The organism is Dyella acidiphila (assembly GCF_014863405.1).
Taxonomy (GTDB): Bacteria; Pseudomonadota; Gammaproteobacteria; order Xanthomonadales; family Rhodanobacteraceae; genus Dyella_B; species Dyella_B acidiphila.
In genome coordinates this window covers 78,395-91,850 of record NZ_JACZZA010000007.1, presented here as the reverse complement: position 1 = coordinate 91,850, position 13,456 = coordinate 78,395, and the positions used below count along the sequence as shown (strand labels likewise).

General features: G+C 62.7%; 11 protein-coding genes and 4 tRNA genes. 8 read left to right on the top strand and 7 right to left on the bottom strand.

Translation table 11 applies throughout. The features are described from left to right. Nucleotides 1-109: 109 nt before the first annotated feature. The 3 genes from IGX34_RS12370 to ppsA form a co-directional block, all read right to left on the bottom strand. A tRNA-Ser gene (locus tag IGX34_RS12370) sits at nucleotides 110-199 on the bottom strand. 77 nt (nucleotides 200-276) lie between these two features. After that, nucleotides 277-984, bottom strand: coding sequence for a signal peptidase I (gene lepB, locus IGX34_RS12365; protein WP_192556038.1), 708 nt, complete (start codon nucleotides 982-984; stop codon nucleotides 277-279). A gap of 110 nt (nucleotides 985-1,094) precedes the next feature. Next, nucleotides 1,095-3,467 carry a phosphoenolpyruvate synthase gene (gene ppsA, locus IGX34_RS12360; protein WP_192556037.1) on the bottom strand — a complete coding sequence of 791 codons (2,373 nt, stop codon included), beginning with the start codon at nucleotides 3,465-3,467 and terminating at the stop codon, nucleotides 1,095-1,097. 225 nt (nucleotides 3,468-3,692) lie between these two features. On the opposite strand from ppsA, the gene ppsR reads away from it, so the two are divergent. Beyond that, nucleotides 3,693-4,508 carry a posphoenolpyruvate synthetase regulatory kinase/phosphorylase PpsR gene (gene ppsR, locus IGX34_RS12355; RefSeq protein ID WP_192556174.1) on the top strand — a complete coding sequence of 272 codons (816 nt, stop codon included), beginning with the start codon at nucleotides 3,693-3,695 and terminating at the stop codon, nucleotides 4,506-4,508. A gap of 23 nt (nucleotides 4,509-4,531) precedes the next feature. After that, nucleotides 4,532-4,996 carry a DUF1249 domain-containing protein gene (locus tag IGX34_RS12350; protein ID WP_192556036.1) on the top strand — a complete coding sequence of 155 codons (465 nt, stop codon included), beginning with the start codon at nucleotides 4,532-4,534 and terminating at the stop codon, nucleotides 4,994-4,996. 76 nt (nucleotides 4,997-5,072) lie between these two features. Here IGX34_RS12350 and IGX34_RS12345 read toward each other — a convergent pair. The 3 genes from IGX34_RS12345 to IGX34_RS12335 form a co-directional block, all read right to left on the bottom strand. After that, nucleotides 5,073-5,149: transfer RNA gene (locus tag IGX34_RS12345), tRNA-Asp, on the bottom strand. A gap of 84 nt (nucleotides 5,150-5,233) precedes the next feature. Beyond that, nucleotides 5,234-5,309: transfer RNA gene (locus tag IGX34_RS12340), tRNA-Glu, on the bottom strand. A gap of 8 nt (nucleotides 5,310-5,317) precedes the next feature. Beyond that, a tRNA-Ala gene (locus IGX34_RS12335) sits at nucleotides 5,318-5,393 on the bottom strand. A 157-nt stretch (nucleotides 5,394-5,550) separates the two neighbouring features. On the opposite strand from IGX34_RS12335, the gene IGX34_RS12330 reads away from it, so the two are divergent. The 5 genes from IGX34_RS12330 to IGX34_RS12310 all read left to right on the top strand — a co-directional run bounded on the left by IGX34_RS12330 (nucleotide 5,551) and on the right by IGX34_RS12310 (nucleotide 10,584). Then, entirely contained in the window at nucleotides 5,551-7,311 is a 1,761-nt protein-coding gene (locus IGX34_RS12330; protein ID WP_192556035.1) for a cation:proton antiporter, read from the top strand. A 172-nt stretch (nucleotides 7,312-7,483) separates the two neighbouring features. Further along, entirely contained in the window at nucleotides 7,484-8,284 is an 801-nt protein-coding gene (locus IGX34_RS12325) for an FKBP-type peptidyl-prolyl cis-trans isomerase (RefSeq protein ID WP_192556034.1), read from the top strand. Between the two features lie 153 nt (nucleotides 8,285-8,437). Beyond that, on the top strand, nucleotides 8,438-9,781 hold the full coding sequence (locus tag IGX34_RS12320) for a UDP-glucose dehydrogenase family protein (protein ID WP_192556033.1): 1,344 nt from the start codon (nucleotides 8,438-8,440) through the stop codon (nucleotides 9,779-9,781). 2 nt (nucleotides 9,782-9,783) lie between these two features. Continuing rightward, on the top strand, nucleotides 9,784-9,996 hold the full coding sequence (locus IGX34_RS12315; RefSeq protein WP_425598788.1) for a SlyX family protein: 213 nt from the start codon (nucleotides 9,784-9,786) through the stop codon (nucleotides 9,994-9,996). A 27-nt stretch (nucleotides 9,997-10,023) separates the two neighbouring features. Then, a complete protein-coding gene (locus IGX34_RS12310; RefSeq protein ID WP_192556031.1) occupies nucleotides 10,024-10,584 on the top strand; it encodes a DUF2058 domain-containing protein in 561 nt (186 codons plus the stop codon). Nucleotides 10,585-10,650: 66 nt separating this feature from the next. Here IGX34_RS12310 and IGX34_RS12305 read toward each other — a convergent pair whose 3' ends face one another. After that, nucleotides 10,651-12,723 (bottom strand): 3-hydroxyacyl-CoA dehydrogenase NAD-binding domain-containing protein, encoded by a 2,073-nt coding sequence (locus IGX34_RS12305; RefSeq protein ID WP_192556030.1) that lies wholly within the window; start codon nucleotides 12,721-12,723, stop codon nucleotides 10,651-10,653. Between the two features lie 227 nt (nucleotides 12,724-12,950). On the opposite strand from IGX34_RS12305, the gene IGX34_RS12300 reads away from it, so the two are divergent. Then, on the top strand, nucleotides 12,951-13,442 hold the full coding sequence (locus tag IGX34_RS12300; RefSeq protein ID WP_192556029.1) for a hypothetical protein: 492 nt from the start codon (nucleotides 12,951-12,953) through the stop codon (nucleotides 13,440-13,442). Nucleotides 13,443-13,456: the final 14 nt, after the last annotated feature.

Below are 13,456 nucleotides of genomic sequence, written 5' to 3'. Positions count from 1 at the left end.
GACGCTGGCGATATTCCATCGCTGCTGGCCGTAACGGTCGATGCATTCGCCGCATGGCGGTCAACTGCGGAGGCCATAAAAAAACGCCCACGAGGGGCGTTTTCTTAACTGGCGGAGAGGGTGGGATTCGAACCCACGGTACGCTTACACGTACGCCTGATTTCGAGTCAGGTACATTCGACCACTCTGCCACCTCTCCGAAAAGGTGCGCGTAGCCTGCGCGAGCCGGACATGATACGTGCTTGCCCGGACCCTGACAACTGTCCGGCGCTGGATTTATCGGGCTTGCGGGTGGGGCGGGGCGGGCGGTCCGTCGAGCGGGGCGCCGAAGCGCTGCTTGCGCGGCAGGTAGTCGTTGCTGGGGTCCAGCGACAGCGCCACGTAGCGGGAGCGACCCACGATTTCCCGCCGTGGAAAGAAGCCCAGATAGCGCGAATCCATGCTGTTGTCGCGATTGTCGCCCATCAGGAGGTATTGGCCGGCGGGCACGATGACCGGGCCGAAATTGCGCATCTCGCCAGGACGGTAGAGCGACAGCCTGACCAGATGGCGCACATTGCCCAGGCTTTCCACCTCATAGCGGGCCGGGTCCAACTGGTCGTCGTGGATGCCCGTCACGCGGGTGGGCGAGTAGGTGGCCGCTACGCCGTTGACGTAGAGCGCATTGTCGCGCAGGGCGATCACGTCGCCGGGGACGCCGATGACGCGCTTCACCAGGCGTTCGTCGGCGGCATGCGAGTCGAGTACCACGATATCGCCGCGTTGCGGATCGGCCAGGTGCACAAGCGAGATATGCGTGAGCGGCAGGCGGATGTCATAGGCCGCCTTGTCCACCAGGATGCGATCGCCGATCTGGATGGTGGGCTGCATGGAGCCGGTGGGGACTACGCTCCAGTCTGCCAGGGCGCTGCGGAACATCACCAGACAGAGCATGAAGGCGATGAAGCCCTTGTTGCGATCGAGGCATTGCAGCAGCGCGCGCATGATCTTCCCCTTGACGGTGGTGGATGGGGTAGAGACCGCGCCGGCAGGACTGAGTTTCAAAAAAACAGCGGGGCGGTGTTGCCACCGCCCCGCATTTCACACCCCGTGTCTTAGCCGGCTTTTTTCTTGGCCAGTCGCAGCCAGGTGTCGACCACGGTATCGGGATTGAGCGATACCGATTCGATGCCCTGGTCCATCAGCCATTCGGCCAGGTCCGGATGATCGGACGGCCCTTGACCGCAAATGCCCACGTACTTGCCGCGCTTGCGCGCAGTCTGGATCGCCAGCGACAGCAGCTTTTTCACGGCCGGGTCGCGCTCGTCGAACAGGTGCGCCACCACGCTGGAATCGCGGTCCAGGCCCAGGGTGAGCTGGGTGAGATCGTTCGAGCCGATCGAGAAGCCGTCGAAGATGTCGAGGAATTCGTCGGCCAACAGGGCGTTCGACGGCAGCTCGCACATCATGATCACCTTCAGATCATGCTGGCCCTGCTTCAGGCCGTTCTTGGCCAGCACCTCGACCACCTTGCGGCCTTCGTCCAGAGTGCGCACGAACGGAATCATCACCCACACATTGGTGAGGCCCATCACTTCGCGCACGTGTTTGACCGCTTTGCACTCCAGGCCGAACGACTCCGCAAAGCCGGCATCGACATAACGGCTGGCGCCGCGATAGCCGATCATCGGATTTTCTTCATGCGGCTCGTAGCGCGAACCGCCGAGCAGGTTCGCGTATTCGTTGGACTTGAAGTCGGACAGGCGCACGATCACCGGCTTCGGGTACACCGAGGCGGCAATGGTGGCGATGCCTTCGGCCAGGCGATCGACATAGAAGCTCACCGGATCGGCATAGCCGGCGATGCGCGCATCGATCTTGGCCTTGGTGTCGGCATCCTGCTTGCCATATTCCAGCAGCGCCTTCGGGTGCACGCCGATGTGGCTGGCGATGATCATTTCCAGGCGTGCCAGGCCGATGCCGGCGTTCGGCAGCATGCCGAAATCGAAGGCCCGCTCGGGGTTGGCCACGTTCATCATGATCTTGAGCGGCGCTTCGGGCATGGCGCCCAGATCCGCAGTGACGCGCTCGAACTTCAGCTGCCCCTCGTAGATCATGCCGGTATCGCCTTCGGCGCAGGACACGGTCACTTCGTGGCCGTCCGGGATGCTTTCCAGCGCATTGCCGGTGCCCACTACCGCCGGTACGCCCAGTTCGCGCGCGATGATCGCTGCGTGGCAGGTGCGTCCGCCGCGGTTGGTGACGATGGCCGATGCGCGCTTCATCACCGGCTCCCAGTCGGGATCGGTCATGTCGGCGATCAGCACGTCACCCGCCTGCACCTTGTTCATGTCGCTGAGCGAACGAATCACCCGTGCCTTGCCGCTGCCGATCTTCTGGCCGATGGCGCGGCCCTCTGCCAGCACCTTGCCCTTCTCGCTGAGGTGGAAGCGTTCCAGCTGAGTGGCGTGGGCGCGGGATTTCACCGTTTCCGGGCGCGCCTGCACGATGTACAGCTTGCCGGTGTTGCCGTCCTTCGCCCATTCGATATCCATCGGGCGCCCGTAATGCTTTTCGATTACCAGCGACTGCTTGGCCAGTTCCTGCACGTCGGCATCGTTGATGCAGAAGCGGTTGCGCTCGGCGGCTGGCGTTTCCTCGATGCGCACGCGCTCGCCCGGCTGGTTCGAATACACCATGCGCTGCTGCTTGGCGCCGAGGCTGCGGCGCAGCACCGCCGGCTTGCCTTCCTGCAGGGTGGGCTTGAACACGTAGAACTCGTCGGGATTGACCGCGCCTTGCACCACCATTTCACCCAGGCCGTAGCTGCCGGTGACGAACACCACATCGCGGAAGCCCGATTCGGTGTCCAGCGTGAACAGCACGCCGGAAGCGCCCACGTCCGAGCGCACCATCAGCTGCACGCCGGCCGAGAGGAATACGTCTTCGTGCTTGAAGCCCTGGTGCACGCGGTAGGCGATGGCGCGGTCGTTGTAGAGCGAGGCGAAGACTTCCTTCACCTTGTGCAGTACATCGTCGATGCCGACCACGTTGAGGAAGGTTTCCTGCTGGCCGGCGAAGGAGGCGTCGGGCAGGTCTTCGGCGGTGGCGGAGGAGCGTACGGCCACGGCGATATTGTCGCTGCCGGCATCCTTGCAAAGCTTGACGTAGGCCGCGCGGATGGCGTTTTCCAGCTCGGCGGGCAGGGCGGTGTCGACGATCCAGCCGCGGATTTCCTTGCCGCCGGCGACCAGCGCGTCGACATCGTCGACGTCCAGCGTGGCCAGCCGTTCGGCGATGCGCTTGGACAGGCCGCTCTTCTCCAGGTATTGCTGGAACGCGTCGGCGGTGGTGGCAAAGCCGCCCGGCACGGAGACGCCGAGCTGGGCCAGGTTGCCAATCATCTCGCCGAGCGACGCATTCTTGCCGCCCACTTTGCCAAGGTCGGTCATGCGCAGTTGGTCGAGCCAAAGCACCAGGTCGTTCAAGGGAATCTCCTCAAGAGCTCGTGATTAATAAGCCGGGCAGCGGCGGGGAAATCCATGCCGCGAAAGACTGGTATTGTCCGCTGCCGATGGTGCGCGGCACAAGAAGACCATTCGCGCCCGCGGCCGCGCCAACTGCATACCAGTCAGGTCCGGGTCAAGCAAAGACAGGGATTCGCGCTTGCGATATGGTGCAGGGCAGGAATTCCACTCACCCATGGAACGCGCATGCAACGCTCGGTTTTTTTCATCTCCGATTCCACTGGTATTACGGCCGAGACGATCGGAAACAGCATCCTTGCCCAGTTTGAAGGGGTGCAATTCGAAAAGCACCGCCTGCCGTTCATCGATAACGCGCAGAAGGCCGAGGCTGCGGCCTTGCGCATCAAGACGCGTTATGCCCAGAGCGGAGAGCGGCCGATCGTGGTCAATACCATGGCCGATAAGACGCTGTGCGAAATCGTCGCCACCAGCGGCGCGCTGATGCTGGATGTGTTTGCGCCGTTTATCGGGCCGCTGGAGGAAGAGCTCGCCACCCGCCATTCCGGTGCGGTGAACCGCTCGCACGGCCTGGTGGACTTCGCCAAATACGAGGCGCGCATCAACGCCACCAACTACGCGCTGAGCCACGATGACGGCATGGACGTGGACTACGCGCAGGCCGATCTGATCCTGGTGGGGGTGTCGCGCTCGGGCAAAACCCCGACCTGCCTCTATATGGCCTTGCATTACGGGGTCAGCGCCGCCAATTACCCGCTGACCGATGAGGACCTGGAAAAGCTGGAGCTGCCGTCCCGCCTGCGCCCCTATAAAAACCGCTTGTTCGGCCTGACCATCGAATCCACGCGGCTGGCGCAGATTCGTGAGCAGCGACGTCCGGGCAGCCGGTATGCCACGCTAAAGCAATGTAAGTGGGAGCTGGAGCAGGCCGACCGGCTGCTGCGCCAGGCCGGCATTCCCTCCCTCAACACCACGCACGTATCGATCGAGGAAATTGCCAGCAAGATCTTCGATCAATTCGGTATCGAAAAAACCATGTTCTGAGCCACGGAGACATCCTTATTCCTATGAGTGCCGTTCTCGACAGCCGTTCCGCCTTGCTGCCAGGTCGCTTTGAGTACCTGATGGGGCTCTATGCCGAAAACTACCATCGGCTCACGCGCCTGTTCGCGCCGCAGAAGCTGGCGGTGGGCGACTATATTTCGGATATCGACGACGGCTTGCCGGTGCATCTGGTCGTGCAGGAGTGCCATCCGTACACACTGGAGCTGGAGCTCACCTACGGCTTTGTGGATGCGCAGACCGGGCATCGCGCACCCGCGGCGCAATTGCGGGTCTACAACGATGCACATGTGGCCGAAGCGCTGCATTGTCATCCGGGGCGCCATCTGTGGCAGGTGCTGGGTCCGTTTCCGCCGGCCCATACCGTGTTTCAGCATCGCTTGCAGATGAATGGTTTTTTGGCCCGCTGGCTGGAGTATCTGGCGGAGCAGGGGCATTCGGCCGGTACCCTGGAGCCGGTGCCGAAGTAAGCTGTTGCGCGCCTGCCGGCGGGCAACAAAAAAGCCCGCGCAATGGCGAGCTTCCTGTGACTACAGATTTCAGTAATGGCGGAGCGGACGGGACTCGAACCCGCGACCTCCGGCGTGACAGGCCAGCATTCTAACCGACTGAACTACCGCTCCGCGTTGTTACTGCCTTCCAGCGCACTCAAACACACTAAATCCGTTTCCAACTCGTTGCGATGACCTTGCGGCTGTCGCTTGAATTGGCGTCCCCACGGGGATTCGAACCCCGGTCGCCACCGTGAAAGGGTGATGTCCTAGGCCTCTAGACGATGGGGACGTATGTGTTGGTGGAGCCAGGCGGGATCGAACCGCCGACCTCCTGCATGCCATGCAGGCGCTCTCCCAGCTGAGCTATGGCCCCACTGCTGGAAGCCCGAAAGAATAAGATGGGTTTGGAATTCCGTCAAGCAAATTTTTATAAAAATCTCATCATTCGATGAACCAGATGTTTTGCTTCGCCTGCAGTCTTGTTCCCGCTTCGGTTTAAGCTGCCAGCGAGACCGCGCCATGAGGAAGGCATGCACGATATCGGCTTCATCCGCGACCTTGCGTTAGTGATGCTGGTGGCCGGCGCCACCAGCATCCTGTTCCAGCGCCTGCGCCTGCCGGTACTGCCTGGCTACATGCTGGCCGGCGTGGTGATCGGCCCGCATACGCCGGGCGTGTTGATCACCGATCCGCGCACCATCAGCGACATTTCCAACCTTGGCGTGGTCCTGCTGATGTTCACGCTGGGGCTCGAATTCAGCGTGCGCAAACTGCGCCAGGTGGGCGGCACCTTGCTGCTGGTAACGGTGTTCGAAGTCGGCTTCATGTTGTGGGTCGGCTATCAACTGGGCCTGCTGTTCGGCTGGGGCGGTCGCAATGCCTTGTTCCTCGGCGCGATCGTGGCGCTGTCTTCGACCATGGTGGCCACGCGCACGTTGACGGAGAACGGCTTGCGGCAATGGCCGTTCGCGCGCCTGGTGGTCGGCATGCTGGTGGCGGAGGACATGCTTACCATCGTGCTGTTGACCTTGCTGACCGCGATTGCCATCAGGGGCGCGGTACAACCGGTGGCGGCGTTTGCCCTGGTCGGGCATCTGGGCTTGTTCGTTGTGGCCGGCATGATCGTGGGCTTGCTGCTGCTGCCGCGCCTGGTGGATTACGTCGCCCGTTTCGATCGGGACGAAACCCTGTTGGTGAGCGTGTTAGGTATCTGCTTTGGCGCCAGTCTGCTGGCCGCATGGCTGGGTTTCAGCGTTGCGCTTGGTGCGTTTCTGGCCGGTGCGGTGGTGGCGGAGGCACGCAGCGCGCCACGCGTGGTGCATCTGGTCGAACCTTTGCGCGACATGTTTGCGGCGCTGTTCTTCGTTGCCATCGGCTTGAAGATCGATCCCGCGCAACTGGTTCATTACGCGCTGCCGGCAGTGCTGATCGCGCTGACCGTGATGGTCGGCAAGAGCGTGGTGTGCGGCGCGGGCATGTTTTTCATCGGACACGATGCACGCACGTCGTTGCGCACCGGCCTGTGCATGGCGCAGATCGGTGAGTTTTCGTTCGTGATCGCCACGCTGGGGGTTACGCTCGGCGCGGTCAGTGATTTCATCTACCCCACGGCGGTGGCTGCCGCGCTGATCTGCATGATCGCGTCGCCGTATCTGCTTCGTTCGGCGGATTCGCTGGCGCGTGCCGGGCGGCGCATCGTGCCGCGTCCCTTGCGCTTGTTGATGACCAGTTACAGCGGCTGGCTGGAGAACCTGCGCCCGGTCGACGATAACGCAGTGTTGGCCGCGATGTTTCGCCGCCTGCTTTGGCATATCGCCGTGAATGTGGCTTTGATCGTGACGCTGTTTGTGATCGGCGCCTACATCAATGCGCACAACGCGGCATGGTTCGAGCGTTGGGGCTGGAGCCGCGATATTCGCCATTCGGTGATCTGGGCGCTGGCCTTGTTTCTATCGTTGCCATTGCTGATTGCGGTTTATCGCAAAGCCGAGGCGCTGGGCATGTTGCTGGCGGAACTGGGCATACGCGAGCGTTTTGCCGGCGCTTATACGCAAGCGATCCGGCAGGTTCTTGCGAAGCTGATCCCGCTTGCCACGCTGGTTGCATTGGCCATTCTGGTGAGTGTGCTTGGCTCGGCGATCCTGCCGCCGCGTGGCGTGGCGTTGTCGCTGGTCGCAGCTTGCGTGGTGCTGGCGATCCTGCTTTGGCGCGGACTGGTCAAAATGCATGCGCGTTTGCAGGCCGCATTGCGCGAGACACTGGAAAAGCCTTCACCCGTCGATCACAAATGAATCTGAATGAGACGGCGTAAGCAGGCTTCTTGTTGAACCTTCCATTTTAATCGCGGTCAACGCCTGAACGTCGTTGCCAAGACCGGACTGGACACCGCACAATGGGTGGCCAGCCTCCATTTGGGGGAGGTCCGGCCGGCACGCCGGCATATCCATTACGAGGGAGTTCCAAATGAAGCACTTTCTGCGACCCACGCTGACGGCGGCCGCCCTGGCTGTTGCGCTGGGCATGACCGCTGGCGCGCAGGCACAGACCACCAGCAGCACCAGCTCCGCGACGGGCACCGTCGACAAGATCAAGGCCAGCACCGTGGTCGGCTATGAACTGGCCGGTTCCGTGCCGCCGATCATGCGTGATGCCGTGGATCCGGCGACCGTTGCCAAGGCTGTGCAGGACGCTCTGTCCGGCAAGAAGCCGCCGATGAACGAGCAGGAATTCAACTCCACCGCCCAGGCTTTCGAAGCGCAGCTGCGCTCCAAGGCCAAGCAGGAGTTCGATGCTGCCTCGGCCAAGAACAAGGCTGAAGGTGACGCGTTCCTCGCCAAGAACAAGAGCGCTCCGGGCGTGAAGACCACCGCTTCGGGCCTGCAGTACCAGGTGATCACGCAGGGCACCGGCGCTCGTCCGGGTCCGAATGACACCGTGAAGGTGAACTACAAGGGCACCTTCGTGAACGGCGATGTGTTCGACAGCTCCGAGAAGAACACCCCGCCGGGACCGACCGCGATTCCGCTGGCCCGCGTGATCCCGGGTTTCCGCGAAGGTCTGCAGCTGATGCAGGTGGGCGGCCACTACAAGTTCTTCATCCCGGCCAGCCTGGCCTATGGTGCTGAACCGCAGCGTCCGTTCCCGCCGAATGCCACGCTGATCTTCGACATCACCCTGGTCAGCACCGGCCCGACCCCGGCCAGCGCCGCGCAGGGTGACGCTGCCGGCCCCAAGGGCGGTGACAGCAGCGGTGGCGATCAGTAATCGCAGCTGACGCAATCCACGTATGAAAAGCAGGGCGCGAAGCAATTCGCGCCCTGCTTTTTTATGGGTCAGGTTTCACCTACAACTGACACTGGGGTTTCTTACATGCCCTGTTAGAATTGCCGTCCCCAAGTGTGGTTGTGATCCTATTCCATGAAAGTCACCATTTTCGGCACCGGTTACGTAGGCCTGGTCACCGGGGCCTGTTTGGCCGAAATGGGTAACCATGTTGTCTGTGTCGATATCGATCAGGCCAAGGTGGCGCGTCTGGAGCGGGGCGAAATGCCCATCTTCGAGCCGGGCCTGGAACCCATCGTGCGGCGCAATCACGCCAATGGGCAACTTCAGTTCACCACCGATGCGGCGACGGCGATTGCGCATGCGCAAATCATCTTCATTGCCGTAGGCACGCCGCCGGACGAAGACGGCAGCGCGGATCTGCAATACGTGCTCGGTGTGGCCAAGTCGATCGGCCGTCATCTGGATCGCTACGCCGTCATCGTCAATAAGTCGACCGTGCCGGTAGGTACTGCGGATCGCGTGCGCAAGGCAGTGGAAGCGGAGCTGTCTGCGCGGCAGGCGGATATCCCGTTCGATGTGGCTTCCAACCCGGAATTCCTGAAGGAGGGCGATGCCGTCGAGGATTGCCTGCGCCCGGACCGCATCGTGATCGGCAGCTCGAGTGCGCGCGCGATCGATATGCTGCGCAAGCTGTACGCGCCGTTCAATCGCAATCACGATCGCGTGGTCGAGATGGATGTGTGCTCGGCCGAACTGACCAAGTACGCAGCCAATGCGATGCTGGCCACCAAGATCAGCTTCATGAACGAGATCGCCAATATCGCAGAGCGCGTAGGCGCCGACGTGGAGCTGGTGCGCCAAGGCATCGGCTCGGATCCGCGCATCGGCTACCACTTTATTTATCCGGGCGCCGGCTACGGCGGCTCGTGTTTTCCCAAGGATGTGCAGGCACTGGAGCGTACGGCGCGCGCGGTGGGTTATGACGCGCGCTTGCTGACTGCGGTCGAAGCGGTCAATCACGATCAGAAAGCCAAGCTGTTCGACTTTATCCAGCGCTACTTTGCCGGCGATTTGCGCGGCCGCACCGTGGCTTTGTGGGGATTGGCGTTCAAACCCAATACCGACGATATGCGTGAGGCATCGAGCCGCCGCCTGATGGAAATGTTGTGGGCTGCCGGCGCCACGGTGCGTGCGTTCGATCCCGAGGCGCGCGAGGAAACGCAGCGCATCTACGGCGAGCGCGACGACCTGGTGTTGTGCGACAGCGCTTATCAGGCACTGGATGGCGCGGATGTGCTGGCCATCCTTACCGAGTGGAAGGCCTTCCGCAGTCCGGACTTCGCACGTATCCGCAGCATGCTGAAAGAGCCGGTGATTTTCGACGGCCGCAATCTGTATGAGCCGGAGGCGGTGGAAGAGGCGGGCATGGCGTATTACGGCATTGGCCGTGGCCGCAGCGTGTTGCGCTCCGCATGACTATGAGCAATCTAGAACAGCGGCTTACGGAACTGGAAGTACGGCTGACTTTTGTCGATGAAGCCGTACAGGCACTGACGGTGGCCGATGCGGAGCAGTCCCTGCACATTGCCGCGTTGGAACGCCTGGTGCACGACCTGCGCACCGAACTGGCGAGCATGCGCACGGGCCAGGGGCACGATCCGCATTCCGAACCGCCGCCCCCGCACTATTGAGAACTAAGGTTAATCCGGGTTTCGATCATGGTTGATTCATTGCGAGATCAGCTGCTCAAGAGCGGCATCGTCAAACAGCTCAAGGACGACAAGCGTCAGCAACAGCCTGCGCCCAGGCCGGGTCCTGCGCATGGCAAGGGCAAGCCGCCGCACCGGCCGAACAAGCCTGCGCGCAGTCAGGAAGAAATGGATCTGGCCAAGGCCTATGCGATCCGCGCGCAGACGGAAGCGGCCGAGCGCAAGCGCGCCGAACAGGAGGCTGCCGAACAGGCGCGCATCAAGCGCGAGCGCAAGGCCAGGATCCAGCAACTGCTGGATGGCAAGGCACTCAATAAAGCCGATGTGGACCAGGTGCGCCATTTCGAATATGGCGGCAAGATCCGCCGGGTGCATGTGGATGCCGCGCAGTTGGCGGATCTTAACGCCGGCAAGCTGGGCGTGGTCCAGCATGCTGGACGCTATCTGCTGGTATCACACGAAATCGCCCAGCAGGTGCGCGATATCGATGGGCATCTGCTGGCGCTGCTGGTGGATCCTGCCACCGGTGGGGTAGGCGATGACGGCGTGCCCGATGACCTGATGTGGTGAACGCATAAAGCGAAGGTGCCGCAAGGGCACCTTCGTTATCGGCTTGCCGAGGATTGCGGCGGTTCTTTAAGCGGACGGAAACTCGAAGCCACTCTGTTTCAGAGCGGGATGATCCCAGCCGTTCTTGGGCGTGAAGCGTTCGCCGTGGCGCTTGGCTAGTGCTTCCAGTTTCTGGCGGATAGTGGCCACCCCTTCCGTGCGCACGTATTGAATCGGGCCGCCACGGAACGGTGCGAAGCCGGTACCAAAGATCACCCCGGCATCCAGCAGGTCGGCATCGTCGACCACGTCGTCGCCCAGACAGGCTACGGCTTCGTTCACCATCGCCAGCACCATGCGTTCCTGCAGGTCCGGCGGCGGGGTGTAATCGGGATCCACTTCAGGTTTCTGTGGCTTGCCGTCCTGCCAGGTGTACAAGCCCTGGCCGTCCTTTTTGCCGCGCTTGCCGGCTTCGAGTTTGTCTTCCAGGCCAGGCGGAAGTTCCAGGCCCAGGAACGGCGCCAGTTCCTTGCCTACCGAGGCGCATACATCGAGCCCGACCGTATCGGCCAGCTCGATCGGTCCCATCGGCATGCCGAATTGCTTGGCTTGCCTGTCCAGCACCGGGCCGGGCACGCCTTCGTTGTATAGGCGCAATGCTTCCAACAGATAAGGCATCAGGATGCGGTTGACCAGGAAGCCTGGCGTGCCCTTGACCGCCACCGGCAATTTGCCGATCGCCTTGCAGAAAGCGAGTGCGCGTTTCTCGATGGCGGGATCGAGCTGATCATGGCGCACCACTTCCACCAGCGGCATTTGTGCCACCGGATTGAAAAAGTGCAGGCCAAGGAAACGCTGCGGCGCCTTCAGCCCTTTGCGCAGTTCATCCAGCGGAATGGAAGAAGTGTTGCTGGCCAGGATTTCGTTGTTCTGGAATTGCGGTTCGATCGTCGCGTAGAGCGCTTCCTTGGCCTGGGCGTTTTCAAAGATGGCTTCGATGGCCAGGTCGGCCTTGGCTACGCCAGCGCCTTCGACATCGGCGCGCAGGCGACGGCTGGCGGCGTCCACTTTCTCCGGCGTCTTGAGCTTTTTCTCGTACAGCGCACGGGCGCGGTCCAGCGCAGGCTGGATGAATTTCATCTCGCGATCCTGCAGCGTGACCTCGAAGCCCTTGAACGCGGCCCAGGCGGCGATATCGCCACCCATGACGCCGGCGCCGACCACGTGCACGTGCTTGATCTCCGCCTCGATGCCGCTGCCCTGGCTCTTGAGGCGTTCCTGCAGGAAGAAGATGCGGATCAAGTTGCGGGCGGTGGGGGTATCGGCGAGCTTGGCCACCGAACGCGCCTCCAGTTTCAGGCGCTGCTGGATGCTGCTGCCGCCACGCTTCCATACCTCGATCAGCGCAAACGGAGCGGGGTAATGTTCCTTGCGTACTTTCGCCGCGGTCTGCTTGAGCACCATCGGCGCAAGGATTTGCCGCGCCAGCCAGGTATTGGTCGCCCAGGCGGTAGCCCGTTGGGCAAACGGACGGGCATGCGGATTGCGCAGCAAAGCGCGCGCCTCAGGCAGCAGTTCGTCCGGGCGGGCCACGCGGTCGACCACGCCCAGGCTCTTGGCGCGGCGGGCGGACAGGGCCTTGCCGGTCAGCATGATCGGCAGGGCCTCGGGCGCGCCGATCAGGCGCGGCAGGCGGGCCGAGCCGCCCCAACCGGGGTGGATGCCGAGCATCACTTCGGGCAGGCCGATGCGGGTCTTGTCGTCGTCAGCCGCGATGCGCTGGCGGCAGGCCAGGATCAGTTCGGTGCCGCCGCCCATGCAGGCGCCATGCACGGCGGCCACGGTCGGGCAGGGCAGGCGTGCCAGGGCCTCGAACACCCGCTGGCCGTTCTCGATGTTTTCCTGCACGGTGCCGTGCTTGGCGTATTCGACGAACTGCTTGATGTCCGCCCCCACCGCAAAGCCGTTCGGCTTGGCCGAGTGGATGATCACGCCGGCCGGCTTTTCGATCGCCAGGCGTTCCACGATCTGGCCGAGCTCATCGAGCACTTCGCGGGAAATCGCGTTGACGCTGCTTTGGGCGCGATCCAGGGTGAGCGTCACGATGCCGCTGTCGTCCAGGCTCGTTTTCCAGTGATTGAAACGCAATCCTTCGAACATGGGGATGGGGAGGTGGCCGGGAAACCGTCACCATACCGTCCCGCAGCGTCGATTGCGAGACGCCCCGGTGCAGGAAAGGAAGGTGCCAAAGGCGCTTATGCCGCAATGCCGCAAGTCCGGCTGCACGGGATGCCGCATGCGTCACGCCATGGCGTTCCGGCTATTGCGCTTGGCGTACGAGTGCGTAACGTACGAGCGACGACGACTTCTCTATCGGTTTGGGCGCAATGACTCCCCTGATGGCACCCGCGCCGCTTGCCGGCAGCGACATCTACGAGCGAATCCTCACGGCGCCCGGCGGGCTGGTCGTGCTTGAGCATGACCATAGCGAGGCATTGGTGGAGCAATTCCGCGCGCTGGCCAGGAACCACGGCCAGACGGTTTACGTGTGGGATCCGCAGGACGGCATGGAGAATCTGCGCGAAGCGCATGCGCGCGTTCCCGGCTCGCAGCGGCTGAGCATTGCCTTGCGCTATATCCAGCAGAGCATCCATTTCGGGGTGTATCTGCTGCGCCAGTTTCCGCTGCCGATGTCGGCCACCGACAGCGCCTTGCTGCGCCAACTGGCGCGCGCGCCAGCCGGCCATGTGCGGCGAGTAGTGCTGCTTGATGCCGCCCCGGCCTTGGCGGCCAGTTTTGACGATGTGGCGGTACGCCTCAGCGGGACGGCGCCGATGGCGCAGCGGCCCCGCCTGCGCGACGGGCGCTGGCTGCTGTGACCGGCGCGCCGCTC

Bases quoted from the DNA above. Each gene is read 5' to 3' on its own strand.
- lepB (WP_192556038.1), bottom strand. From the start codon at position 984: ATGCGCGCGCTGCTGCAATGCCTCGATCGCAACAAGGGCTTCATCGCC.
- ppsR (WP_192556174.1), top strand. From the start codon at position 3,693: ATGCAACGCTCGGTTTTTTTCATCTCCGATTCCACTGGTATTACGGCC.
- IGX34_RS12350 (WP_192556036.1), top strand. From the start codon at position 4,532: ATGAGTGCCGTTCTCGACAGCCGTTCCGCCTTGCTGCCAGGTCGCTTT.
- IGX34_RS12330 (WP_192556035.1), top strand. From the start codon at position 5,551: ATGCACGATATCGGCTTCATCCGCGACCTTGCGTTAGTGATGCTGGTG.
- IGX34_RS12325 (WP_192556034.1), top strand. From the start codon at position 7,484: ATGAAGCACTTTCTGCGACCCACGCTGACGGCGGCCGCCCTGGCTGTT.
- IGX34_RS12320 (WP_192556033.1), top strand. From the start codon at position 8,438: ATGAAAGTCACCATTTTCGGCACCGGTTACGTAGGCCTGGTCACCGGG.
- IGX34_RS12315 (WP_425598788.1), top strand. From the start codon at position 9,784: ATGAGCAATCTAGAACAGCGGCTTACGGAACTGGAAGTACGGCTGACT.
- IGX34_RS12310 (WP_192556031.1), top strand. From the start codon at position 10,024: ATGGTTGATTCATTGCGAGATCAGCTGCTCAAGAGCGGCATCGTCAAA.
- IGX34_RS12305 (WP_192556030.1), bottom strand. From the start codon at position 12,723: ATGTTCGAAGGATTGCGTTTCAATCACTGGAAAACGAGCCTGGACGAC.
- IGX34_RS12300 (WP_192556029.1), top strand. From the start codon at position 12,951: ATGACTCCCCTGATGGCACCCGCGCCGCTTGCCGGCAGCGACATCTAC.